At 42.2% G+C, this 24,641-nt stretch carries 22 protein-coding genes; 10 read left to right on the top strand and 12 right to left on the bottom strand.

Going from position 1 to position 24,641, the window contains the following annotated elements:
• Nucleotides 1-109 precede the first annotated feature (109 nt).
• The 3 genes from F895_RS17085 (at nucleotide 110) to yccS (ending at nucleotide 4,283) form a co-directional block, all read left to right on the top strand.
• Nucleotides 110-1,204: an AI-2E family transporter gene (locus F895_RS17085; protein WP_026040117.1), complete on the top strand. Its 1,095-nt coding sequence runs from the start codon at nucleotides 110-112 to the stop codon at nucleotides 1,202-1,204.
• 108 nt (nucleotides 1,205-1,312) lie between these two features.
• Complete coding sequence (sodC, locus tag F895_RS17090) at nucleotides 1,313-1,891, top strand: superoxide dismutase family protein (RefSeq protein ID WP_005238461.1); 579 nt, start codon at nucleotides 1,313-1,315, stop codon at nucleotides 1,889-1,891.
• A 241-nt stretch (nucleotides 1,892-2,132) separates the two neighbouring features.
• Nucleotides 2,133-4,283, top strand: coding sequence for a YccS family putative transporter (gene yccS, locus F895_RS17095; protein ID WP_005238460.1), 2,151 nt, complete (start codon nucleotides 2,133-2,135; stop codon nucleotides 4,281-4,283).
• A 378-nt stretch (nucleotides 4,284-4,661) separates the two neighbouring features.
• Here the strand turns inward: yccS and F895_RS17100 are convergent, their stop codons facing one another.
• Both F895_RS17100 and F895_RS17105 read right to left on the bottom strand, forming a co-directional pair.
• A complete protein-coding gene (locus F895_RS17100; protein ID WP_010589699.1) occupies nucleotides 4,662-5,897 on the bottom strand; it encodes a chloramphenicol efflux MFS transporter CraA in 1,236 nt (411 codons plus the stop codon).
• 361 nt (nucleotides 5,898-6,258) lie between these two features.
• Entirely contained in the window at nucleotides 6,259-6,630 is a 372-nt protein-coding gene (locus F895_RS17105; protein WP_005238457.1) for a hypothetical protein, read from the bottom strand.
• Between the two features lie 180 nt (nucleotides 6,631-6,810).
• On the opposite strand from F895_RS17105, the gene F895_RS17110 reads away from it, so the two are divergent.
• The 3 genes from F895_RS17110 (at nucleotide 6,811) to F895_RS17120 (ending at nucleotide 8,717) form a co-directional block, all read left to right on the top strand.
• Complete coding sequence (locus tag F895_RS17110) at nucleotides 6,811-7,686, top strand: DUF4349 domain-containing protein (protein WP_005238455.1); 876 nt, start codon at nucleotides 6,811-6,813, stop codon at nucleotides 7,684-7,686.
• 112 nt (nucleotides 7,687-7,798) lie between these two features.
• Entirely contained in the window at nucleotides 7,799-8,389 is a 591-nt protein-coding gene (locus tag F895_RS17115) for an NAD(P)H-dependent oxidoreductase (RefSeq protein WP_005238453.1), read from the top strand.
• A gap of 13 nt (nucleotides 8,390-8,402) precedes the next feature.
• On the top strand, nucleotides 8,403-8,717 hold the full coding sequence (locus tag F895_RS17120) for a putative quinol monooxygenase (protein WP_005238451.1): 315 nt from the start codon (nucleotides 8,403-8,405) through the stop codon (nucleotides 8,715-8,717).
• Nucleotides 8,718-8,817: 100 nt separating this feature from the next.
• On the opposite strand, the gene F895_RS17125 is transcribed toward F895_RS17120, so the two are convergent.
• Both F895_RS17125 and F895_RS17130 read right to left on the bottom strand, forming a co-directional pair.
• Nucleotides 8,818-9,582, bottom strand: a complete 765-nt coding sequence (locus F895_RS17125; RefSeq protein WP_005238449.1) for a nucleotidyltransferase domain-containing protein — start codon at nucleotides 9,580-9,582, stop codon at nucleotides 8,818-8,820.
• Nucleotides 9,583-10,070: 488 nt separating this feature from the next.
• Complete coding sequence (locus F895_RS17130; protein WP_005238444.1) at nucleotides 10,071-11,480, bottom strand: FAD-binding oxidoreductase; 1,410 nt, start codon at nucleotides 11,478-11,480, stop codon at nucleotides 10,071-10,073.
• 347 nt (nucleotides 11,481-11,827) lie between these two features.
• Between F895_RS17130 and serA the strand changes: the two genes are divergently transcribed.
• The 4 genes from serA to F895_RS17150 all read left to right on the top strand — a co-directional run bounded on the left by serA (nucleotide 11,828) and on the right by F895_RS17150 (nucleotide 15,436).
• Entirely contained in the window at nucleotides 11,828-13,060 is a 1,233-nt protein-coding gene (gene serA, locus F895_RS17135) for a phosphoglycerate dehydrogenase (protein ID WP_005185444.1), read from the top strand.
• A 104-nt stretch (nucleotides 13,061-13,164) separates the two neighbouring features.
• Nucleotides 13,165-14,046 (top strand): EamA family transporter, encoded by an 882-nt coding sequence (locus tag F895_RS17140; protein WP_005238443.1) that lies wholly within the window; start codon nucleotides 13,165-13,167, stop codon nucleotides 14,044-14,046.
• Nucleotides 14,047-14,062: 16 nt separating this feature from the next.
• Nucleotides 14,063-14,539 carry a GNAT family N-acetyltransferase gene (locus F895_RS17145; protein ID WP_005238440.1) on the top strand — a complete coding sequence of 159 codons (477 nt, stop codon included), beginning with the start codon at nucleotides 14,063-14,065 and terminating at the stop codon, nucleotides 14,537-14,539.
• Between the two features lie 39 nt (nucleotides 14,540-14,578).
• Nucleotides 14,579-15,436, top strand: coding sequence for an EamA family transporter (locus F895_RS17150; protein ID WP_005238438.1), 858 nt, complete (start codon nucleotides 14,579-14,581; stop codon nucleotides 15,434-15,436).
• A 15-nt stretch (nucleotides 15,437-15,451) separates the two neighbouring features.
• On the opposite strand, the gene F895_RS17155 is transcribed toward F895_RS17150, so the two are convergent.
• The 8 genes from F895_RS17155 to F895_RS17190 all read right to left on the bottom strand — a co-directional run bounded on the left by F895_RS17155 (nucleotide 15,452) and on the right by F895_RS17190 (nucleotide 24,632).
• Entirely contained in the window at nucleotides 15,452-16,219 is a 768-nt protein-coding gene (locus tag F895_RS17155; protein WP_005238436.1) for a sulfite exporter TauE/SafE family protein, read from the bottom strand.
• 11 nt (nucleotides 16,220-16,230) lie between these two features.
• Nucleotides 16,231-17,124 (bottom strand): tRNA pseudouridine(55) synthase TruB, encoded by an 894-nt coding sequence (gene truB / locus F895_RS17160; RefSeq protein WP_005238433.1) that lies wholly within the window; start codon nucleotides 17,122-17,124, stop codon nucleotides 16,231-16,233.
• Between the two features lie 139 nt (nucleotides 17,125-17,263).
• Nucleotides 17,264-17,635: a 50S ribosomal protein L19 gene (gene rplS, locus F895_RS17165; RefSeq protein ID WP_004657502.1), complete on the bottom strand. Its 372-nt coding sequence runs from the start codon at nucleotides 17,633-17,635 to the stop codon at nucleotides 17,264-17,266.
• Nucleotides 17,636-17,828: 193 nt separating this feature from the next.
• Complete coding sequence (gene trmD / locus F895_RS17170) at nucleotides 17,829-18,569, bottom strand: tRNA (guanosine(37)-N1)-methyltransferase TrmD (protein WP_005238432.1); 741 nt, start codon at nucleotides 18,567-18,569, stop codon at nucleotides 17,829-17,831.
• Nucleotides 18,570-18,614: 45 nt separating this feature from the next.
• Nucleotides 18,615-19,163, bottom strand: coding sequence for a ribosome maturation factor RimM (gene rimM, locus F895_RS17175; RefSeq protein WP_005238430.1), 549 nt, complete (start codon nucleotides 19,161-19,163; stop codon nucleotides 18,615-18,617).
• 16 nt (nucleotides 19,164-19,179) lie between these two features.
• The gene (rpsP, locus tag F895_RS17180; protein ID WP_004776006.1) at nucleotides 19,180-19,437 is read right to left on the bottom strand and encodes a 30S ribosomal protein S16; all 258 of its coding nucleotides are present in this window, start codon (nucleotides 19,435-19,437) and stop codon (nucleotides 19,180-19,182) included.
• A gap of 163 nt (nucleotides 19,438-19,600) precedes the next feature.
• A complete protein-coding gene (locus F895_RS17185; RefSeq protein ID WP_010589700.1) occupies nucleotides 19,601-20,125 on the bottom strand; it encodes a type IV pilin protein in 525 nt (174 codons plus the stop codon).
• A complete protein-coding gene (locus F895_RS17190; protein ID WP_005238427.1) occupies nucleotides 20,118-24,632 on the bottom strand; it encodes a pilus assembly protein in 4,515 nt (1,504 codons plus the stop codon). The genes F895_RS17185 and F895_RS17190 overlap by 8 nt, the downstream gene beginning before the upstream one ends.
• Nucleotides 24,633-24,641: the final 9 nt, after the last annotated feature.

The raw sequence follows: 24,641 nt of genomic DNA, 5'->3' as shown, positions 1-24,641 counted from the left end.
ACGTAATCTTTTGATCACAAATCTTAAAATCGGGAAATGAAAATTTCCCTCAATTGCTTTTTCAGTTAAGATGGTTTCATTCAATTTCCAGCACTAGAGACATACTATGGTGCAACAATACGCTCCCATATTACAACGCGTTTTGCTGTTTGGACTATTCTTTGTCCTGCTCTTTTTGGGATTTAGTATTCTCAAATATTTTATTGTTCCCGTCCTTTGGGCTGCTATTATTGCCTATATGACCTGGCCCGCTTACTTATGGGTACAACGTCGTTTTTTTGGAGAAAACCGTCCAACACTGAATGCCAGCATCATGATCAGTCTGGTGATTTTAGTGATTGGAATTCCTTTTGTTTGTGCCATTTTCATGCTGCAACTAGAAGGTCGTAACTTATATCTTAATTTACAAAGACAATTATTTTCAGGGCACATTCAAGTACCTGAGTTTATCAAAAACCTGCCGATTATTGGTCAAGACATCAGTCGTACAGTCAATGAACTGAGTAATGATCCTAATAGTATTACTAAAAATATCGGCGAATGGATACAAAGCCATTTGAGTTATGGCCGTTTTGTACTGAGTGAAATTAGCCGTAATCTGGTCAAACTCACTTTTGCCATCATGACGCTGTTCTTTTTTTATCGTGACGGGCAAATGATTTTATCGCAGGTCAGTCGAGCCATGGAAATGGTGATTGGTCCGCGTGTACATCATTATCTAGATACCATTTCTGAAACAACCCGTGCCGTCGTTTATGGTGTTGGCTTAACTGCGGTTGCCCAAGCAATTTTGGCGGGCCTCAGCTACTTTGTCGCGGGTGTTCCGAATCCGATGCTCTTGACCATCGTGACCTTTATCTTAGCGCTGATTCCATTTGGAACCCCGGTATCCTATTTAGGAGTGGGCTTATGGCTATTTGCTCAAGGCCAAACCGTAGAAGCCATTGGTGTTATTGTATGGGGCATCTGTATTGTGAGTACCTCGGATAATGTGATTCGCCCATTGGTAATTTCTGGCGCAACTCAAATCCCGTTCCTACTGATTATGTTTGGCGTACTGGGTGGGATTGCCAGTTTTGGCTTGGTCGGTTTATTCGTTGGCCCTGTCATTCTAGCCATTTTATTGGCTATCTGGCGGGAATGGCTGCATGAAAATGTCGAGGAAGCTGTTGCCGTCTTGGAAGCACCACCAGACAACAAGTAAGTTTATTTTGTTTAATCTTTTGTCATCAATTGATTAACTTGGCTTGTGGGATATCCTAGACTTTGTTTGAATCGTCAGATAAAGATAATTTATAAGGATATCTTCGCCATGACTTCAATGCTTCAAAAAATTTCTCTACTGGGCTGTCTCAGCTTAAGTGTCGCAGCCTGCTCGTCAGTTACTTTAGATGATAATGCAGCTAAAATTCAGACCAAAACGCATAGCGATCAGAAACAGTTAATCCAAGTCTATCAAGTCGATGCCAATGGTGTAGGTGCTTCAATTGGAACGGTTGCATTTCAACAAACACCGAAAGGTTTATTGATCACCCCTGCACTTTGGAAACTTTCACCAGGCGAACACGGTTTTCACATCCATGAAAATCCATCCTGTGAAGCCGCGTTAAAAGATGGCAAAATGGGAGCCGCCTTGGCAGCAGGCAGCCACTTAAATCCTGAAAAAGTGGCACATCATGGCACACCTGAAAATGGGCACTTAGGCGATTTACCTGTATTGGTCGTGAATGAAAAAGGCTTTGCAACCACACCTGTGATTGCACCCCGTTTAAAACTAGCGGATATTCAGAACCGTGCCATTATGATCCATGTCGGTGGAGATAATTATTCAGATACGCCCAAACCTTTAGGTGGCGGCGGTGACCGCATTGCCTGCGGTGTGATTAAGTAATTTCAATACTGTGGGTATCTTCCGAGTTATCCACAGTTGCTCTGTTTTTGGCCAGTTTTAGTTCTTTGCTCATCTCATAACAACAAAATATAACTGAGCATGAATTTTGCATCTTATCTCTTATGTGAAAGATCATCTCCATATTGATGCTAAAAAATAGTGCCTGTTGCGGGGGAACAATGCTTTCCTTTGGGAAATTTATTCGTATGATGAAACCAGAACATTTCAAAGAATAACAATCGTGAAAAATTTATCTGTCCTCTTCAATCGCTTTCGCTCCAACTCGATTCTGCTTTATTGCGTACAGATTTTTATAGTCCTGTCTGGTACAACACTCGGTTTACATCATTTCGGATTTGGGTCGTTAATTGTGCCTGTGACCTTAGGTGCAATTGCGGCCGCACTGACCGATTTTGATGATCGTCTCAGCATTCGTTTACGTAACCTGATCTATGTCTGCGTACTGTTTTTTACGGTCAGTACCATTTTAGAGTTTCTCGCCCCGTATAAATTCTGGTTTATTGTCTATCTCAGCCTCTCCAGTGCAGCCTTGATTTTGATGGGTGCACTAGGACAGCGCTATGCCACGATTTCCTTTGGCACAATTCTATTGTCGATCTATACCATGTTTGGCTTGGGGGAGTATCCACATTGGTATCAGCAACCGAGTTATTTTGTTTTGGGTGCTTTATGGTATGGATTCAGCTCCATTTTATTTTTTTTGATTCGTCCCACCTTGCCCCTGCAAGAGAAGATTGCAACGATTTTTCAGGAGCTTGCTGAATTACTACACACCAAAGCACGTTTATTCGACCCTGATAATCTTGATAATGTCGAAACGTTGCTGTTCGAGCTTTCGCAGAAAAATAGCCAAGTGGTCAGCAGCCTGAATCAAGCGAAAACCTCCTTACTGACCCGTTTAAAGGCCTCTCGGGTTAATAGCACCAGCATTTATTGGCTGAATTTATATTATTTTGCTCAAGACATGCATGAACAGGTCACCTCCAGCTATCTGCATTATGAAAAAATTCACCAGAACTTTAGCCGCAGTGATCTGATTTTTCGCATTCAAAAAAATATGCAGCTGCAAGCCTTGGCCTGCCACGATTTAAGCCAAGCAATTTTACAGCATCAGAGCTATCAGCCGCGTGAGTCTGCCAGTAAAGCATTAGGCAATTTAGAATTGTCGATGCGTGACTGGGTGCAACAACATCCCCACAATCTCGAAGTTAAAAATCTGGAACTGATCTTCAACAATTTAAACAGTGTGCATGAACAGTTTGCCCAGCTACAACTTAATCAAAATATGGAACAACGCTCTCCACAGCAACATCACGACCATCTCAATTTACTTGATGATGATATTCAGGGTGCGCAGGATCTGCTTTTAAAAATCAAACAGCAACTCAGTCCGCAATCCGCCCTGTTCCGCCATGCGGTCCGTTTAGCAGTGATCTTTGCAATTGGTTATGCCATTTCCTTATTACCTTTTGCCCAGAATGGCTACTGGATTTTACTCACCAGCTTATTTGTCTGCCAGATTACCTACTTTGCCACCAAAAGCCGTCTTAAACTGAGAACTATCGGTACCTTACTCGGAGTACTATTGGGGATTCCAATTCTTTATTTTGTACCGAGTATTGAAGGTCAGTTAGTCCTGACCGTGCTGTGTGGGGTCTCCTTTTTCTATTTAAGACAGAAGAAATATGCACTCGCCACCGTCATGGCCACCTTGATGGTGTTATTGATTTTTAATTTAAAAGGGGCTGGTTTTAGTATTATCCTGCCACGTATTATCGATACCTTGATTGGCTGCGCCATTGCATGGCTCTCCGTTAATTTTATCTGGCCAGACTGGAATTTCCGCAATATCTCTAGCAACATCAAGAAAAATAATCAAACCACACTCGATTATCTGCATGTGGTAGTACAACAATATCACCAAGGACGCCAACTCGATCTGGAATACCGAAGCACGCGGCGTGCCGCACATAATGCGCAAATCGAACTCTCCAATATGATCTCCAGTCTAAGTACCGAACCTCAGCCCAATCAAGAACTCATTCAACATGCATTTCGCTATTTGGTCTATAGCCATAGCCAACTCAGCTATGTTTCTGCCTTGGGACATCAACGGGAAAAAATCGAAGATCAGAAACTGCTCCAATTGCTAGATAAAATTGAGGAACTACTCAAGCAAAGCTTGATCGAACAAGCGCCCGTTCCACAGCATCAGGTGGAGCAATTGCTGAAAGAAATTGAAGTGTTGAATCTGCAAGAGCAGATCTCTAAACAGCACCCCTTGTTGTTAAAACAAATGAGCCTTTTACTCGAAACTTTGCCTGAATTCGTGCTATTAAAAAATAAACTGCTCAGCTTAGAAATTAAGTGAGCGTAATGAGTGCAAGTAAAACTAAAATCAGCTAAAAATATGATACTCGGAAGTGTCATCTGCAACCTGCGGAATATCTATAAAATACTGTTTTTGCAATACTATTCTTCAGATGAAAGAAGTGAATAGGTTTTGCAGATGAGCAGCGCTAAAGCTGCGCAAGATGGTTACCCTTGCGCAGCTACGCTCCTCATCCCGAAAGAAAAGTAGGTCGAACCTGAACGAGGTTGAAATATATTTCAGCTGAAGAGCAAGACGCAGTGGTTTATCCTAAACTAAGGTGAGAGCTCGGGACGACACCGTTAGGATTACTCTCATCGCAAATGTTGGAAATGAATTTCATTAAACTCAAGCTAAATAAGCCCTATAAACCTAAGCTTAATTCAACCCGTCTTGCTGACGTGCCAGCATATGCTGTTTCAAGGCATGGCGTGGCGAGCTAAACCAGAATACGATCAAAACCAGACTGGCTAAAGCAAACGCCCAGATATGGAAATGGGTATACAGTACCCGAACCAATTCAATCACCACAAAATAACTGACCATCATCAACATCGAGACTGCCGCTGCGACTGTTCCTTTGGACACTTCAGACGACATCAAGGCAAAGCGGTACATCACCGAGAAACTAATCCCCTCGCCCAAGCTCACTAAAGTCATGCCAATCAACAGACAAGGCACCAGATAAGCCTGCCAAATCACGCCCAACAGCAAGAAGACCGTACCCAATAACATAATCGGCAAACCAAGCAGAATGGTTTTACCAAGAGGGAAACGATCAATGATCTTGATCAGGATGATATTACCTGCAATCAGGCCAAAGAACACAGGGAACTGCGCCAAGCCATATTGCACGCTACTGAGCTTCAGCTCATCGACCAAAATGATCGGTGATAAGGCAATCCATAACATCAACGGCATTCCCACCAAAGGTAAGGCAATGCTTAAGCCCAAGAAACGGCTATTGCTAAATACCTTTTTAAAGTCATCAAAAATATGACTAAAAGGCTGTTTGGGTTGCTTTCGGCTTTCCTGCATTGATGGCATAAATTTCTTTAAACCAAACCAACTGATAAAGGATACGGCAGCAATGGCAACAAAGCCCCAATGCCATGACACATAATCAATCAGAAATGCACCCAATACAGGGCCAAGTAAAGGTGCCAACAAGGAAATATTTGCCATCAGTGCCATAACCTTAATGGCATCACGTTCTTCAAAGCTTTCTTGAATTGCGGCATAACCCACCGCAGAAATAACGCTCAGCCCCATCCCTTGCAAGAAACGCAGTGTCAGGAACTGTTCAATATTATGGGTCAGTAAAATCAGTAGGCAGCAAAGGGTAAAAAATGCCACACCGGCCAAGAGTACTTTTTTACGCCCAAGACGATCTGAAAGCGGTCCAAGTAGCCATGCCACGCTGGCACCACCTAATAAATAAAATGACATTGACGAGGGTGCCCAGGTTGCACTTACAGAAAATTGTTCTGTAATCGACAACATCGCAGGCTGAATCAAGTCATTACCGATATAAACTGAAAATTCGAATAGCACCAAAGCTAAAGGAAACATGAGCGTTATACGGTTTAACGTCATGTTCTGATTATTCGTCATCATGTTTTATTCACAAAAATAACCAACTCAGGTTCGTCCCATGTTTCAACAAGAAAAATAGGCCCATCACCACAAGATGTTATGGTTTAGATTTAAATTAAATTTTGATTCCATGCTGTGAGCCAGCATGTGATAAATGTGAAAACACCGTATTCACTGGGTGTATATAAGGAAAAACAATTTATTTACGTGAGATTGGTAAATATTTTACCGTTTGGCTAAATTGCCACGCGCAACTGTAGCACTTTTTCAAAATGACTGCAATTTAAACAACCCATCACGCCAATTCAGCAATGTGTATAACCGAAAAGTTATCCACAATTTTGCTGAACTTTTATCCACTGTTTAATCATGCACAAAATTATGGGCATAACTCAAATTGGAAAGTTTGAGTATTCTGCCCTCTGGCACATTGATAACTCTGCTTCTTATTTACCACTTTCCAGCTATCTTGATCGCGTTTTAGCTGATATTCAGTCCGTATTGCTCTAACAGAATCGTCGAGCTGTGTTTGCTCAATCATAATTTGTGCATTGGTTGGATTTTCTGCACGATTAAACTGTTGATCAATTTTTAAATTGCTGTCTTGATGAAACAGATTGGGCTGATCCAATAACACGGCATGCATGGCTGTACTTTTTTGTAGTTCCGCTTGTTGCTGGGACTGTACCGCAGGTTGATTACATGCAGCCAAAAATAAGCTGCAACCTAAAACCATGCAAACTTTATACATTTTGTACCCATCCAATCCATTTAGCTCATTTATGCTACTATGCAAAACAGACTTGCCACGCAACAAAATGTATATGGCGTGCATTAAATTTGTTGTCATTATCAAAGATAATGATCATAACAAATGATTAAAAAAACACAGTTTATAACATCAAAATCACCTTAGTTTGGACATGCCGATATGTCAGATTTAGCAAAGAAATTAACGATTATTTTAATCCTCGGGAGCACCGCCTTAGGTTGCTCGAAAAAACCTGAAGACCCTGCTAGTGAAGCCGCGATGGCAACTGAAACTGCCGCGGCAGACAGTCAAGCTGTTCACGACAATGCCGTTCAAAATCCAGAGCAACTGGCCAGTAACCAACAAAGTGCTCTGGAACAGAATCGTCAATTGGTCAAAAGCGCACAATTGCAATTTGAAGTGAAGGATGTGCTAAAAACCACATCGGCACTGGAACAGCAGTTATTGCAATACAATGGTTATATCGAAGAGAAGCAGATTAATTATCAAGTCAGTGACCGATCTGAACGTGATCGTATTGATGGCAGTGTCGACATCTATGAAAAGATCACCCCTACTGTGCAACTGACAGTCCGTATTCCCAATGCAGAAGTAACAGCATTCTTAAATAACTTATTGCCACTCATGCTGAACTTTAATACCCAAAGCTATGAAGCCAAGCGTTATGAATTAAAATTGCTCGAAGAAAAACTCAATACCGCCAATCAAAGTAATAGCGGATCCAATGCGGTAAACAATCAGCTACAGCAACTGACCAATTTAGAAGTCAAAGACCGTTTGGCTTATAGCACCATTCGACTGGAATTCTTCCAACAGTCACAAGTGCGTAAATCCCATGATCTGAATATCAATCGCATTGCCACCTTGGACAGTGATCCGTTATTCAGCCGAATTTGGGAAGCGATTAAAGTGGGTTTATATGGCTTCAGAGAAACCCTCATTTGGCTCGTGATGTTATGGCCATTGTATCTTGCGATTGCAATTTTATGGGGCATTCGTCGTTGGTATAAAGCTAAAAAATCCAAAACTGAATAATTCAATTATTGATTTTTGATCAAGAGTCTTTTGCTCATTTATGCATTTTTACTCATGAATAGATTTCCTAAAATGCGTTCCAGTTTTTAGAGATTTATTTTTGAGTAATCGCATGAGCAATATTTTAATTATTAATGGTGCCAAACAGTTTGCACATTCGAATGGTGAATTGAATGACACCCTGACCGAGTTTTCTCAGGCACATTTAACTGCCTTAGGTCATCAGGTACAAGTGACACGTACCGACAGTGACTATGACATCCAAGCCGAAATAGGCAAATACTTGTGGGCAGATGTGGTGATTTACCAAATGCCAGGTTGGTGGATGGGCGCACCGTGGACCATGAAAAAATACATCGATGATATCTTCACCATTGGTCATGGTTCACTGTATGCCAGCGATGGCCGTAGTCGTTCAGATGCATCGAAAAAGTATGGTTCAGGCGGCCTAATCCAAGGTAAAAAATATATGTTGTCTTTAACTTGGAATGCACCGATGGAAGCCTTTACCGATCCAGATCAGTTCTTCCACGGCGTTGGCGTAGATGGCGTTTATTTACCTTTCCATAAAGCCAATCAATTCTTGGGCATGGACTCACTGCCGACCTTTATCGTCAATGATGTGATCAAGGCGCCCAATGTGCCAAGTTATATCGAAGCGTACAAAGCACATTTAGATCAGTTGTTTGCCACAAGCCATTAAGTGAGAAAATATCATGCTAACCATTATTGCTGAAATTCATACCCATGCAGGTGTTGAACATCGCCAAGCAGTTTTAGATGCTTTTCAAAAAATTATTCCAACCGTGCTTGCAGAAGACGGCTGTCATGGCTATGAGCCATTGATTGATCATCTTCCTGCGATTGAGATGCAGACCACTGATGAGAATAAGATTATCATGTTAGAGAAATGGCAAAGCACCACTCATTTAGCCGCCCATATGCAAACTGCCCATATGCAGCAGCATTTTGAAGCAACCAAAGACCATGTAGCCGATGTAAAAATTCGTATTTTAGAAAGCGGGATTTAACAGATAAAATGATTAACCTGAGTTCGACAAGAAATATAATTTTCAGGAATGAGTCCATTGAATATTTAAGTCGACTCAGGTGTTAAGTAAGCGCATTGTTTTACTGATAGTAATGCTGTTTTAAATGACGGCTATAATCGGTTAAATAGGCTTCCAAACTGGCACGCCGATCTGCCTTCTGCATCGACTTGGTGGCCAACTGCTCAATCTTATTTTCCAATAAATTAAGAATCGCGGCTTGTTCTGCTTCAGGCAATTGCGCCTTCTCTTTCTGCTGCTTTTTAATTTCCAGATAATCTTCTGCCCAATGCCGTAATGGGTCATTTGCATCAACTTGTGCAAACAGATCAGTAATCAGTAATTCAGGCATCTGTTCTTGAGTTGCCAACTCAGCCGACATCAAACCACGAATCGAATAAAACACTTTCTTATAAGTAAAGTTATCTGCGCTTTGCATCACTTTCATCCCGCCTTTTGCCAATGATAAATAGTGGTGATACAAGGCGCTATAGTCGATTCGCTCCAGCAATCCATCACGAAAATTCTGCCATTCAGGAAAGGCATTAAAATACACAATATGTGCTCTGACCCACTCCAAAACGGTGGGGTTACTTTTTGCCAATAACCCAAACATTTTATCCAAGTCATAAGAAACAAAGTCAAAGTCCCCATCCATAATCTCAATCAGATCACGATATTTTTTATAATCAAAATATTGGTCTTTACTCGGGAGGTGAAAACCACGCACATCATAGTCACTATCTGGACTGGCCATGCCCCATAAACGGCTACCACTTTCGATATAAAATAATGGGATGTCTTGACGTTGTTGGAACAGTTTTTCGATTTCTTGATGTATATTCATATTTTTCTCTAAGATTCGCTCAAGATGAGGATTTCATTATCTGTACCCACATCCATTTGATTTTTAGCCTTAATTTATGCAACCAAAAAATAATTTTTAAGAGATTAAACCTATTATCCTATAAAAAACTACTAAAATAGATGAGGCCTATTCGTTCACTTTTTAAATTATAGAGCTCATAATTCTTGAATAAATTTAAGTCTCCATCATAACAAAGGAAGTTTACCTCACAATGAATAAGCTCACCCAATATCCAGGAGGAGAAGTCTGCAAATACTAAGGAACAGGAATAAAATAGATCCGAAATTTTTACTCTAAGCATAATACACATACACTTTATATTATGCTGATTATAATAATGATCAATATAGTCTCCATATACTTGATCACTCTCTAGATAGATATAAGCTTGAGTTTTCATATTAGTTTTATAAAAAAGCGCATCTTACGATACGCTTTTAGCAGAACTTCTTTTATTTAATCAAGTATTAAAGATCAAATAATTTACCTGGGTTCATAATCCCATTCGGGTCAAATGCCAACTTCAATGCTTTCATATATTCAATTTCTTCAGGCGAGCGAGAGTAGCCTAAATACGGTTTTTTGGTCATGCCCACACCGTGCTCGGCAGAGATCGAACCATCATATTTTTTCACGGTCTCAAACACATATTTATTCACCACCTGACACTTGGCAAAGAACTCATCTTTGGTCAGATTTTCAGGTTTGAGAATATTTAAGTGCAAGTTACCGTCACCAATATGACCAAACCAGCAGATTTCAAAGTCAGGATAGTTATCTTGAACAATCGCATCAATTTCACGAATAAATGCAGGCACATGGGTAATTAATACAGAAATATCGTTTTTGTATGGAATAAACGGCGCAATTGATTCAGAAATATCTTCGCGTAAACGCCATAAGCTTTCCACTTGATCAAGGCTCTGGCTCATGACACCATCAAGCACCCAACCTTGCTCCATACAATGCTCAAAAATCTGCATTGCCTTGTCGACAATCGGCTCATACGGTGCTTCAAACTCAAGCAATACATAGAATGGGCATTGCGTTTCGAATGGGCGTTGTACATGACCACGATCGAGTACTTTTTGCATTGCAAGCTCACCAAAGAACTCAAATGCAGTTAAATCGATATCTTTCTGGAACGCATGCAGTACAGGCATCACCGCATCAAAATCAGGCACACCTAGAACTAGAACCTGTAGGTTCTGCGGCTGACGCTCAAGCTTGATTTCAGCTTCAGTCACGAGACCCAATGTGCCTTCACCACCAATAAACAAGTGCTGAAGCGAATAACCAGTCGCATTCTTGATCATGCCTTTGTTTAAACGCAGTACGTCACCTTTGCCCGTCACCACGGTTAAACCAAGCACCCAGTTACGGGTCATACCGTACTTGATCACTTTAATCCCGCCCGCATTGGTACCAATATTGCCGCCAATCTGGCTAGAACCTGCTGAAGCAAAATCGACTGGATAGTACATGCCCTGTTGTTCGGCATAATTCTGTAATTGCTCAGTCACCACGCCTGCTTGCACACGTACCATACGATCTGCGGGGAAGAACTCAAGAATCTGGTTCATCTTGTCAAAGCTAATCACGATCTCGCCATTAGCAGCTACTGCACCCGCTGAAAGACCAGTACGACCGCCCGATGGGGTAATCGCGACATGAAATTGATTGGCAAGTTTAACAATGGCCTGCACTTGTTCAGTGCTTGAAGGGAAAACGATGACTGATGGGTTCGGATCAAAATGTTTAGTATGATCTCGTCCCCAATTTTCTAAACTGTCGGCATCGGTTTTAATTCGGTTTTCACCCACAATTGCCGTTAATTGGGTCAATAACTCAGGTGTTAAAGCGACTGAAGCATTCATCGTTTACAGGCCTAGCAAGAAGTAAAGATAGAGCATTTGAATAACAACATAATATTTTTCAATATCTTAAAATGCTGTATTCAACATATAGAAACTCGGCAGAACAGCGCAAACCTGATGTTTTCAGATTTGACTATCAGATCTCTGCATTTTACATAGAAGCAGGCATGGGATAAAGCTTAGGATAAAGATACTGTAATAACAAAATGTGTTTAACCAGTAAAATTCAGCACTCACTGAAAAATTCTCAGCAATTCTGCTGCGGGAATTTTAAACCAAATATTTATATCTCAAAGCTCTATGCTATAGTACTGCAACTAAATTTTGGCCTTTGTAGCGGAGCCGTAATGAGCCAACATCTATCACTACCTAAAGACAAAATCCGTTTCCTTCTGTTAGAAGGTGTGCATCAAAATGCCATCGATACTTTAAATGCAGCGGGTTATACCAACATCGACTACCACAAAACTGCGCTTGAAGGCGACGCTTTGAAAGAAGCGGTTAAAGACGCGCACTTCATCGGTATTCGTTCCCGTACTCAATTGACTGAAGAAATCTTTGCAGCTGCGAACAAATTGATCGCGGTTGGCTGTTTCTGTATTGGTACCAACCAAGTCGATTTAAAAGCGGCAATGTCTCGTGGTATCCCTGTTTTCAACGCACCGTATTCAAATACACGTTCGGTTGCAGAATTGGTTCTTGCTGAAACCATTTTGTTACTTCGTCGTGTGCCTGAAAAATCGAAAGATACTCATGCGGGCGGTTGGAATAAAGCTGCGGTGGGTTCGTTTGAAACTCGTGGTAAGACTTTAGGTATCGTCGGTTACGGCTCGATCGGTTCACAACTTTCTGTATTGGCAGAAAGTTTGGGTATGAAAGTCATCTATTTTGATGCTGTGACTAAATTGCCATTGGGTAATGCACGTCAAGTGGGCTCTTTAGATGAACTATTAGAAACTGCGGATGTGGTGACTCTACACGTTCCAGACGTACCATCTACGCGCAACTTCTTCAAGAAAGAACAATTCGCGAAAATGAAAAAAGGCTCAATCTTCTTGAACGCAGCACGTGGTACTTGTGTGGTGATCGAAGATTTAGCTGATGCGATCAAATCTGGTCACATCGCAGGTGCCGCAGTTGACGTATTCCCGAAAGAACCAAAAGCCAATGGTGAAGAATTCTTGTCTCCACTTCGTGGTTTAGACAACGTGATCTTAACCCCACACGTGGGTGGTTCGACCATGGAAGCGCAAGCGAACATCGGTTTGGAAGTGGCTGAAAAATTCGTTGCTTATTCAGACAAAGGGATGACCCTTTCTGCGGTGAACTTCCCAGAAATCGCATTACCACTTTCTGATGGTCAGCATCGTTTACTTCACATCCACAAAAACGTGCCAGGTGTATTATCGAAAATCAACACCTTGTTCGCTGAACAAGGCATCAATATCTCTGGTCAGTCGTTAATGACTAAAGGTGATATCGGTTACTTGGTAATGGATGTTGACGCATCTGCTTCTCAAGAAGCGCTAGATACCTTGAACCACGTTGAAGGCACGATCCGCGTTCGCGTATTGTTCTAAACAACATTTAGAACAATGCTAAAAAAGCCACAGCATTCGCTGTGGCTTTTTTATAGGCGTTTGACTTATTATGTGAATATTATACTGAATGTTAAAAAAATAAGATGTCTAGCCCTGTACTAAAAACACCACTCCATGCTTTATTGCTGTTGATGATTGCCATGTTGTGTGTGCAAGGCAGTGGTTCTTTGGCCAAAATTCTATTTCAAAGCTTTCCTGTATTAACCGTTTCCGCTATGCGCCTGTTTTTTGGTGCACTGATTCTGGCTGTGATTTTTAAAATCTGGACCATCAACTTCAAAGTGGTACGCTGGAAAGCCATTCTGACTTATGGGGTTGCCCTTGCAGGGATGAATGCTCTGTTCTATTTATCACTTGAGCGTTTACCACTAGGCCTTGCCGTTGCCTTTGAATTTATCGGCCCTTTAAGTGTCGCGCTATATCATGCTCGGCAGAAATACGACTTTATTTGGGTCGGCTGTGCCATTTTAGGCTTAATCCTGCTGTTTCCTTTGCAACAGGCACAACAAGGCCTAGATTTAGTCGGTGTAATGTTTGCGGTGAGTGCAGGTGCATGTTGGGCGCTGTATATTATTGCAGGGCAAAAACCTTCGGGTATCTCTGGCAATCATACCGTTTGCTTAGGTATGTCAATTGGTATGCTCTGCTTGCTGCCTTTCGCACTCTTTTCAGGGGCGATTGATCGGGTCTTTGAACTACCTAATTTATATTATTTTATCGGTCTTGCGATATTAGCCAGCGCCTTACCCTTTACTCTAGAAATGATTGCGCTACGGAGTTTAACCCCACTGAGTTTTGGTACCTTGATGAGTCTAGAACCCGCAGTGGCTGCTCTCTCAGGCTTTATCTTTCTGGGAGAAATGTTACTTTGGAATCAGTGGCTTGCCTTAGGTACGATTATCATTGCTTCGATTGGTTGTACCTTTACCACGCAACAAGCGCGACAGCAAAAAGAGGCTGGATAATCAGAGTATTCATTAAATGCATATGGAAGAATATTTAGAACTCACGTTGATGACCTTAAACACCTTGTCTGAGCAAGCAGGTAAACCCATCAACCGATCAGCTTATCTGGCCTCTTTAATGCAGGCCTCAACTCAAGGCTATCTATTCGAATATCGAAACCATCAGCAATTACTGGGTTACTTCACTGTTGAACACATGCAACAGCAGAGATGGTTTATTCCAATTTTAGTGGTTCACCCAAAGCACCGAACACGGAAGGTATTTGCTTCATTACTTGCGCAATTTATTCAATTTATTGAAGCTAAACAGGCTACAACGATCGTCAGCCACGCATTCAAAAGTAATACCTTATATATAAAATTCCATAAACGGTTAGGTTTTAAAGTCATTCGAGAAAATCAAATTGCTTTTGAATTTCAACTCGATATCACTGAAGCCATCAAAAAGACCTGGTGTTGTTTTTATTCACAAGGAATACATTCTCATGGCTAAACACCTTATCGTCATTCTATGTATGGAGTGGCTATACACATGAAAAATATTCAGTTGGTCGCAGTACTGTACATGGTTTTATCCATGCTGTCTTATCAAATCAGTGCGTCCTTTGCCAAGCAGTTAATTGCGACACTGGATCCGCTCACTGTAACGATTTTAAGACTGTGTTTTGCTACCCTTCTGGTCGCAATCATGTTCCGCTCATGGAAAATCATTTCCAAATTGAAGGAACTAAAATGGCGAGATTTACTTTGCTATAGTGCTGCACTGGGCTGTATGAACATCTTGTTTTACACCTCTTTAGGCAAGTTACCTCAAGGCATTGCGGTGGGTTTAGAGTTTATTGGCCCACTGGGTTTGGCTCTACTCTCAATTAAACAGCGCAGCGACTATATTTGGGTGGCCTTTGCGATTTTGGGCATTGCCTTAATGGTGCCGTGGCACGATGCTCAAGCACAGCATTTTTCCTATATCGGTGCAGCATGCGCATTAGGTGCAGGGTTCTTTTGGGCCTTATATATCTATTACGGGCATCGCGTAGTGCAACAGAATATTGGCATGCATGCACTGACCATTGCCATCGGTTTATCCGCACTAACCTTATTTCCTTTTGGTCTATGGAATAATGCGCCTGTACTGCTAGATACTCAATATTGGGGCAAAGCGCTGGTGATTGCCCTACTCGCAACTGCGATTCCTTATGCCTTGGATTTAATGGCACTGAAACGCTTAAGTAAATTGAGTTATGGAACGCTGTCCAGTCTTGCGCCGGCATTAGCGGCATTAGCAGGTTTGGTGCTGCTACATGAGCGCATTAGCTTGATTCAATGGGTGGCATTGGCCTGTATTATGGTGGCTTCAATTGGTGTTACTTTACGCGGTGGAAAAGCTTAGTCCATGTCTAAGCTTCTAACCAGTAATGATTTGATAAGCCAATCGACAAATCAAGATACTGACCAAAATCAGGAATAAAATACGGATAAAGCCACTGCCGTATTTTAAAGCCAAACGCACACCCAATAATGAGCCCGCAATATTGGCAACCGCCATCATCAAGCCCAGTGCAAATAGCACATGTCCTGTCGGAATAAAGAAACTCAATGCCGCCAGATTGGTCATGAAATTGCCAATTTTCGACAAGGCTGAAGCATGTAGAAAATCCACCTGTAAAAAGCGGATAAAAAAGAAAATAAAGAAACTGCCTGTCCCTGGGCCAAAAATACCATCATAGAAACCAATCGCTAAGCTACCCATCGCAGCCAGTAGCAGTAACTTAGGTGTGACCTGTTGATCGACATGGACTTGCCCGAATTGCTTTTTCATAAAGGTATAAATCGCAATCACAATCAGCATGATCAAGACAATCGGTCTTAAAATATGCGTCGGCACCAATGATACACAGGCCGCCCCAATAAAAGCGCTAATAAAGGCGAATAGTGCAATCACACCTAGTAATGACCATTGCAATTTGACCCGACGTACAAATGAAAATGCAGCCGAACCTGTGCCGCAAATGGAGGCTAACTTATTGGTACCAAATAAGGTCGCAGGTGCAGTTTGTGGTAAAGCTCCCATCAATGCAGGAATCTGAATCAACCCGCCACCACCGACGGCCGCATCAATGGTTCCCGCACAAAACGCAAAGAACACCAGTGTTAGAATCAGTTCCCATTCCATTGAAGATACTCTTATAAATTTAACAAGCGTTTTGGCACCAAACGTTTTTTATCAGTAATTTCAGCCAGTCCTAGACAACGTTCGCCGTCAAACACCAGCACTTCCGCCGCAGCTTCATGCTCGATATTACTTTCCTGACCATTGCCGAAATATTTTTCACGCCCTTCAGGCAATTGCACACGTGGAAAATGCTCAATAGGTGCATAGACTGGCAGCAATAACGCATCGCGTTCTTCCAGTGAAAGATCCTCTAAATATTCAATGGTATAGCTTGGATTAATTTCAAAGTGACCTGTTTGAGTACGATGCAATTGGGTTAGATGCCCACCACAGCCCAAAGCCTCACCAATGTCTTCACCTAAGACACGAATATAGGTCCCTTTTGAGCACGTCACATCCAGCGTTAAGCTATCTTCTGTAAAATCAACCAAGCTTAAATCATAGATGGTGACTGGACGTGCTTCGCGCTCAATCTCAATGCCTTTACGCGCCAATTCATAGAGTGGACGACCATCACGTTTTAACGCTGAATACATCGGCGGTACTTGCTGAATATCACCACGGAATTGCTCAAGTATTTGTTCAATCCGTTCTTGCGTCAATGCAGGCACTTCTCTCTGTTGCAGAATTTCACCTTCAACATCACCGGTTGCTGTGGTTTGTCCCAATTTCACCGTAGTTTGATAACGTTTGCTTGAATCCAGTAAATAATGTGAGAACTTGGTGGCTTCGCCCAAACAGATTGGCAATAACCCTGTTGCCAACGGATCCAAGGCACCCGTATGCCCTGCTTTTTGTGCATTAAACAGACGACGGACTTTTTGAAGTGCAGAATTAGAGCTCAAACCTAAAGGTTTATTTAATAGGAAAACACCGCTCAAATGGCGATAAGAACTTTTTTTCATAAAAGAAAAGTCAACGTATAAAGACCTATTTTAGCAAAATCAGGTCTGAGATGATTAAAAAAGAAAGTGCTTGTCGACGCAAACAGGCATAAAAAAATGCGCCAAAGGCGCATTTTTTCGCTTTAAAACAAAGTTAAAATTAACCTTGTTTACGAGCTGGTAACTTTTCACGAATACGTGCAGCTTTACCAGACAACTCGCGTAGGTAGTAAAGTTTAGCACGACGAACGTCACCACGACGTTTCACTTCGATCTTAGCAACGATTGGAGAGTGAGTTTGGAAAACACGCTCAACACCAACACCGCTAGAGATTTTACGAACTGTGAAAGCAGAGTTTAAACCACGGTTTTTCTTCGCGATTACAACACCTTCAAATGCTTGAAGACGCTCACGGTCACCCTCTTTTACTTTAACTTGAACGATAACTGTATCGCCCGGTGCAAAAGCAGGGATGTCTGATTTTAACTGTGCATTTTCAACAGCTTGAACTAAAGGATGTTTACCACTCATGTGGAATCTCCAATATGTGCGGGAGAGAAGAGGTCTCTGACACCGCTGGGAATAGAGGCTAAAGCGCATATCTCCCGTTTAACTTTCCCCTTAAGACAAAGATCTTAAAGAGCCTATTTTTAACTTAAACCAGGTTTAAGTAGAACTCGAAGCAAAGCTTCTCGTTGGATACAAAAGAAAAACTGATAGCAGTTTAACCTTTAGAATTTTTTAACCATTTAATTTGCTGTTTGGTCAACTCTACTTTTTCCACCAATTCTGGTCGACGCTCTAAAGTTCGTTGATAACGCTGCAAAAAACGCCATTTCTCAATATTGGCATGATGTCCTGATTTAAGTACCTCAGGCACATCCAGCCCTTCAAAATGATCTGGCTTGGTATATTGTGGACAGTCCAGTAAACCATCTACAAAAGAATCTTGTATCGCAGATTGCTCGTCAGACATGACATTTGGCAATCGACGAATAATACTATCCAGCAACACCATGGCAGGAAGTTCACCACCCGATAAGACGTAATCCCCGATTGACCATTCTTGATCAACATAATGCTGGATTAAACGCTCATCGACCCCTTCATAACGCCCACACAATACAATCAAACCATCATAATCAACGAATTGTTGTACTGCCTGCTCATTGAGGGTCTTGCCTTGCGGTGACATATACACCACTGGGGCATGAACACAACCGACTTGCATTGCAAGTTGTTTGGCATGGCTAATTGCTTGTGCCAAAGGCTCAGCCATCATCACCATACCTGGGCCACCACCGAAAGGACGTTCATCCACTCGTTTGTAATTGCCCTCAGCAAAATCTCGTGGGTTAATGCAAGTCACTTGCACGATGTCACGCTTTGCCGCACGTCCGCTAATCCCGTACGCTGTAATCGCTTCAAACATTTCAGGAAACAATGTGATGACTGCAAAAAACACCGCAGACTCCTCTATTTTCCTGCTGCGCTACTGTCCCCGAAAGGATTAGTAGTCTACGCCCCAATTGACGTAAATACGACCAGCTTCAAGATCAACACGCTGTACCACATCTTTATGCCAAGGAATCATTCGCTCTTCAGCATCAATACTGTCAGGCGTCGCTTTTACGACCATGACATCATTGGCACCTGTTTCAAACAGCTCGTAGATTTGACCAAGATTGACTTCCTGCTCATCCTCTCCAAGACCTAACACGGTCAAGCCTTTAAGATCAGACCAGTAATACTCGTCTACATCTGCTTTTGGAAGCTGTGATTTGGCAATCCAGATATTTGCGCCAACCAAGTTCTCTGCACCAGTGCGATCATTCACGCCTTTTAATGCAACAACCAAGCCTTTGCCATGTGGTTTCCAACGTTTCACATCAATTGTTTGCCAACCTGCCTTGGTCTCAATGTACCAAGGAAGGTAGTCAAACATATTGCTCATAGGTTCTGTATTAGAGTAAACCCAGAGCCACCCATTCAATCCATAAGCTGAACGTAACTGTCCAATCTGAATACGATCTTCTGGCACATTCTGTGTCGATGTCATGGGCTACCTACTACTATTACGCAGCAGTTGCAGCTTTCTTAGCTTGAGCAGCTAAAGAAGCAACACGTTCTGAAGGTTGAGCACCTTGAGCAACCCAGTGTGCAAAACGGTCAGCGTCTAAACGAACTTTTTCAGCTTTACCTTGTGCAGTTGGGTTAAAGAAACCAATACGCTCGATGAAACGACCGTCACGTGCGTTACGGCTATCAGTCACAACGATTTGATAGAATGGACGTTTTTTTGCACCACCGCGCGCTAAACGAATAACAACCATGAGAACAACCTTATAATTTTTACGGATTATCCCTGCGCCGACCATCGGCGACACTTCAAACCCCTTTCATAGAGGGCGATATTCTACGTTAAATTGACTTTGAAATAAAGATTATTTTTCGAGTTATCCACAGTTATGAATTTAATCTATAAAATCTGATAAGTTACCAGTCTTCAGCAGCATTGCCACAACTTGATGTTGTCATATTGGCTGCCGTTTTCGTCTTACATTTGAATCCTGTACTGGTCATCAGTAAGGAATAATTTCTCGGACTTTGACTGATTGCATTTAAAGACCATGCCTGAGCATTTGCTGTTAAGGTTAATGTAAATTTCTGATCACCTAGACTCGCACTCAAAGGTACAAGCAAGCTGGTGTTCGTTGCATTTGGAACAGTGTAATACGCACCCTGATTCGCGGCCGTGCCTTTAAGCACAAAACCATCATAGCTAAAATTGCGAGCCCGATGTTTTTCCAATAGCGCCGCAATTTTAAGCATTTCTTGCTGTGCTGTGGCTAAATCTGCACGGCGAATATAGACGTCATAACTGGGAATCGCGATCGCTGCAATAATTGCCACGATCGCCATCGTAATCATCAGCTCAATCAAGGTGAAACCTGAACTACGCACAATAAAACAAACATTCATTCTGAGCGTAAATTGCCGGCTCAACTTATTGTTATTCATTACGTTCATACCATGTCAGTGGAACTAATTGACGACGCATGGTATTTACCGACAGTTTGCTATTGCCAATTTTGTCTTTTGCATTTGGATTGAGCAGTTGACGCGTCAAACCATTTTTATCACCTAGACCAATGCCCGCACCGACCATCGAATCAACGATACCATGTCCAGCACCAAAGCTCATGGTCACATCCTTAACGTCTTGCTCACAGACACCAAATGGCAAACAGAACCGCTGAACAGTGGTTGCCCCATTGGCCTGAATTTTACATCCATTTCCAGCACTGGTATTTGGATTATAAACACTGGCGTAAAGACTCTTATTCATGACCACCATTTCGTTCAACACTTTGCTGCTGACCTGATTCGTCAAGCTAATTTCATTGCCTTGTGCATCCAGCTCTTTTCCAACCACTGTATTTGCCAGCACATACCAGCCGTTTGGCATCATCGCTTTGGCTTGGACCAAATTTTTCCCTTTTACATCGCCCGCAGTCAGCATGGCTTTAAGATCTGTCACCAATAGTTTTGGTGTGCTGCTATTGACATTGCCTGTGGTGACAAAATTAGGACTGACCACCTCCTGATCAAACAGGTTATAGATCGTACTGCTTGAATTTTTATCGCTATAAGGCAGGCTACGATTGCCTGAGGCAATGCTCAGCACAGCCAATGGTTGTTCATAGCCATAGACACTAAAATTAGGGGCTTCATAAAAACGGCTATTGCTGTCTTTAAATAGCATGCTATAACGACCACATCCTCCACCTTTTAAGCCAAGATCCTTACCTAAATCGATGCGCCAAACCTGCCCCCCTAAATCGCCAAAATATAGATGATCTGTGATGCCATCGCCATCACGGTCCACAGCATTGATGCGACTCACCACGCTATATAAGTCTTTCATTCTTAAGCCGAGATTACTATCTCCCTGATCACATGAAGTGCTTGCACTATCTCCGCCGGCGTACCAGAGCAAATCTCCATTATCCGCATCAAACATATAAATCATGCGGCCTCTGGTGGTATTGCTAATGCTTGGCGTGACTTTTTCATATTCCATATCATAGCCTCCCCCTACTAGCATCACGCGTTTCGCAGCACCTTTATACATTACCGTCGTAATGGTTGGCTTAGACCAACTCTGCCCCATGCTAGCTAAAACCGTATTGGTGGTGGTTTTATAGCTCCCATCTGCTTGTAGACTAATAATGCGATTATTATCCGGATCGATATGGAACTTCAATTTTGGACGAGTCAGATCACTCAGATCCAAGGCATAATAACTACGCCCCCCCATACGCAAACCACCGTAGGCAATTTGCTTTCCTTTGGCGAGGACCTGATCACCTTGTTTAATTTCGCCAACGGTTGCAACCACTGCACTACTGCTACTGCCGCTGCTCAGCGCCTTCATTCCATAGACGTATTCGCTATAGATTGTCCATGCGCCATCAATCCCGTAAGCCATATTTGCTTTAACGCCTGTCGCTTTATCCAAGAATGCCTTGCTCTGTTGAGTATTTTCCAACATTTCATTGGGTACAAAAGCAAAACTTTCTTCACCCGTTTTAGCATCAACGACATGCAATAAACCTTGCGTTGTACCAAACAGCATATAATCTTTGCGCTCTTTGATACTATTATCCGCATTAAAAGTTGCTTCTTGGGTAAGTTTGACTGGAATTGAATGCAAGTTCATGCCTACCTGCCAGTTGGTTCGATTCGTTTCAGTCAGATCTGCCGTGCTAGCCGCATTTCCGACGTTATAACCCAACAAATTCATTAACAAATAGCCTTTAGCATCTGTAACAGCAGAAGTCCCTGAACCACATTTCACATCCAGATATTTATTATTCACGGTTTTTAATGCGCCAACCTCCGTAAATTGATAAGTAGAGGTATTGGCAATTTGCTGGCAATCCCTATTCGTCAGAACCAGACGTTCTGTAATGACCGGTTTGTTCGGATCAGAATTATCCGTTTTATTTTTTAAATTTTTAAGCTTGGCTAGTACGCCACCTTTATTCCAATCTTGCACATCGTAGCTTGTTGACGTTGCATCCCAGGCATCTTTCAGTTTATTAATCGAATTATCGGTTTCGACATAGTATTTTTTAAAGTTACCAAACCAACTGGCTTTTTCTGTTGGTTCAAACATACTTTTATACACTTCGTTGCTCATACGATATGGTGTTAACGGGTCTTCAGGTAATGTTTGCAAACCAATAGGATCACCATCCGTCACCCCCAAATTATCGTGAAAATCCCGAATACTTTGTGCAATATTCTGGCTGTTGGCAGCGTTATACCAACCACCGCCACCAATGACCCCCCAACGTGCCATATTTTTGATGTCCTCTGGATTACGAGGTAATAATCGATCCAATAGACTGGTAATTCCTGTGGTTAAGCCACTCCCGATCAAGCTATTTGGCAACAGGCCATCCAGCAGTGAACCTGTTACGCCCAATAAGTCGCGAACAGCCTTCGGCACAATCCCAGTTAGCAATTGATCTTGCGCCACATTGGTACTTGAAATTTGAGTCAAGCCTTTAATATCGGAACTACTTTCTTGTCCTGCAATATAATTGGGAAGCTGTAAAAACGACCGATCCAGTCCAATGACAGCGGTTTTAATCGGGTTGGCTTTTAATGCCCGAATATCTCGGGCATAGGCACCGATACACTGCCAGGTTGCAAAATCAGTATTATCATTTGAGTTTTTATTATTTCCCAAAGTGGTCGCTTTTAAATCGGTAGAATTACATCTAAATCCCCAATTATCATTCAAGCGCCCATCTTTATATTGAATATTGAGGGTTTGACTGTTATCCAATGAGCGGGCCATTAAACGCTCCATGGCAACTTTGGTCGCATCGGATTGGCTGCCTTGCGGTTGCAATAACGAGTCCGTTAATGTCGGTGCTATCGTTGGCACCCCACCCGCAATCACCATTAAACCATTGGCATCACATTGTGGGGCTGTCGATGGTGCCTGATAGAAGCTGCCATTGCTTTTAATCAGCGGATTAATGGTACTGTTATTTTTCTGGCTATCAGTAAAACCACTATATTTTGCATCAACATCGGCACGGTATTCATAAAAGATTTCCTGTTTTCCGACCTGTAGAATACCCAGTAAATTTAACAGGTTGCCATCGACTTTTTTATATCCATTAGTGTTTACACCAAATAGCCCGGCATATTTCCAGTCATCGCAGGTCATGCCATCTGCTTTCCATGCCTTACATTCATAATCTGTCCATAACAGGGATATGCCACCAAGTCCCAATAACGCGTTCCGCTTGGCATATTGTCTGGCACCCGTTCCCTTGGTGGTGTTGCCTAACAAGTATGCACCTGTTTCCGCATAGGTACTGGCCATTGGGTTATTGCCGCCCAGACCTAACATGGTCAGCACATCATTCAGGGCATTATTGGTATTTTCCAGATTCAATAACTCACTCACGGCATCCAGCGGATTACTTAAAATTTTGCCCAGTGTTGCAACCACATCATTGAGTAATCCTCCCACCAGCTTAGGTACGATCATGAGTAAACTTTGCAGGCTAAACTCACCTTTGGAGTCCATATTGGCACTGGCAATATAGTCAATCATATGCTGACGATGGGTTTGAGTTTTACCGTTATAAAGATAGACATCACTGAGCAACTTAGGTTCAAAAACAATCGCACCAGCACGATCATTCAGCGTTTGGTTATAAGGTGAAATGGATAGCCCGACCATTGTACTATCTGGGATTTGATCAATATCCGGCAGCCCCCCGCTACCTTTTTTCCCTTTTAAAACATCGGTCAATGCCATACGAACGCGTGAATTTTTATCATAACAACGATAAATCCCGACCGTAGAAGAATTGGTAATGGACTTAAGCAGGCTAATATCAATTAATGGGTCACAGGTTTCACGGATATATTGTTCGGCAGATAATCCTGTTTTCACCCCCAACAACCCACTGAGCAAGTTATCCAATAAACGTACCGTTGCATCTGTAGTAACCACCGTACAGGATTGACGCGGAAATGGATAAGCCGCATTCGGCTGTTCTGTTTTAATTTCGGCAATCGAATCAAGTAGTCCCTGACCTTGGCCATTGCCGAGTAAGCCTTTTAAAATGGCTTTATTGATCAGATCAGAGGCTTCTTTGGTGACATTAATCAAATCGGTTTGACCCGCGATCTTGATTCCCAAATTCAAGCCATTTTTACCCAATACATCAGTAACCCCCTGATCAATACATAATGGATAATCTTTAACCAAATCTAAAAGACCGGCGCCCCCCATACTCCGAGATTGATCCACCATCAGCATCAGGCGTTTCTTATTCCCTGCCGCAGGTTGATAAATTTCAATATCGCTCGCAGATGCAACAGAAGAAAGTACAAGCAGGCTGGATAGGACGCTAGAGCCCAACCACAAACACTTCATTTTGTTTTTTTGTTGATTACACTGCGTCAATTTTTTTATCTTATTATTATTCATGACATTTCT

This window comes from Acinetobacter sp. CIP 64.2 (genome assembly GCF_000369645.1).
Taxonomy (GTDB): domain Bacteria; phylum Pseudomonadota; class Gammaproteobacteria; order Pseudomonadales; family Moraxellaceae; genus Acinetobacter.
Note: the sequence above shows the minus strand (reverse complement) of the source record. Positions and strands in the feature narration are given on the sequence as shown.

Coding starts and splice junctions, on each gene's coding strand:
- F895_RS17115 (WP_005238453.1), top strand. CDS start 7,799: ATGAGCAATATTTTAATTATTAATGGTGCCAAACAGTTTGCACATTCG.
- serA (WP_005185444.1), top strand. CDS start 11,828: ATGAGCCAACATCTATCACTACCTAAAGACAAAATCCGTTTCCTTCTG.
- truB (WP_005238433.1), bottom strand. CDS start 17,124: ATGAAAAAAAGTTCTTATCGCCATTTGAGCGGTGTTTTCCTATTAAAT.
- F895_RS17120 (WP_005238451.1), top strand. CDS start 8,403: ATGCTAACCATTATTGCTGAAATTCATACCCATGCAGGTGTTGAACAT.
- F895_RS17130 (WP_005238444.1), bottom strand. CDS start 11,480: ATGAATGCTTCAGTCGCTTTAACACCTGAGTTATTGACCCAATTAACG.
- F895_RS17110 (WP_005238455.1), top strand. CDS start 6,811: ATGTCAGATTTAGCAAAGAAATTAACGATTATTTTAATCCTCGGGAGC.
- sodC (WP_005238461.1), top strand. CDS start 1,313: ATGACTTCAATGCTTCAAAAAATTTCTCTACTGGGCTGTCTCAGCTTA.
- F895_RS17190 (WP_005238427.1), bottom strand. CDS start 24,632: ATGAATAATAATAAGATAAAAAAATTGACGCAGTGTAATCAACAAAAA.
- F895_RS17145 (WP_005238440.1), top strand. CDS start 14,063: ATGCATATGGAAGAATATTTAGAACTCACGTTGATGACCTTAAACACC.
- F895_RS17155 (WP_005238436.1), bottom strand. CDS start 16,219: ATGGAATGGGAACTGATTCTAACACTGGTGTTCTTTGCGTTTTGTGCG.
- F895_RS17105 (WP_005238457.1), bottom strand. CDS start 6,630: ATGTATAAAGTTTGCATGGTTTTAGGTTGCAGCTTATTTTTGGCTGCA.
- F895_RS17125 (WP_005238449.1), bottom strand. CDS start 9,582: ATGAATATACATCAAGAAATCGAAAAACTGTTCCAACAACGTCAAGAC.
- F895_RS17185 (WP_010589700.1), bottom strand. CDS start 20,125: ATGAATAACAATAAGTTGAGCCGGCAATTTACGCTCAGAATGAATGTT.
- F895_RS17100 (WP_010589699.1), bottom strand. CDS start 5,897: ATGACGAATAATCAGAACATGACGTTAAACCGTATAACGCTCATGTTT.
- rplS (WP_004657502.1), bottom strand. CDS start 17,635: ATGAGTGGTAAACATCCTTTAGTTCAAGCTGTTGAAAATGCACAGTTA.
- rimM (WP_005238430.1), bottom strand. CDS start 19,163: ATGACATCGACACAGAATGTGCCAGAAGATCGTATTCAGATTGGACAG.
- F895_RS17150 (WP_005238438.1), top strand. CDS start 14,579: ATGAAAAATATTCAGTTGGTCGCAGTACTGTACATGGTTTTATCCATG.
- rpsP (WP_004776006.1), bottom strand. CDS start 19,437: ATGGTTGTTATTCGTTTAGCGCGCGGTGGTGCAAAAAAACGTCCATTC.
- F895_RS17140 (WP_005238443.1), top strand. CDS start 13,165: ATGTCTAGCCCTGTACTAAAAACACCACTCCATGCTTTATTGCTGTTG.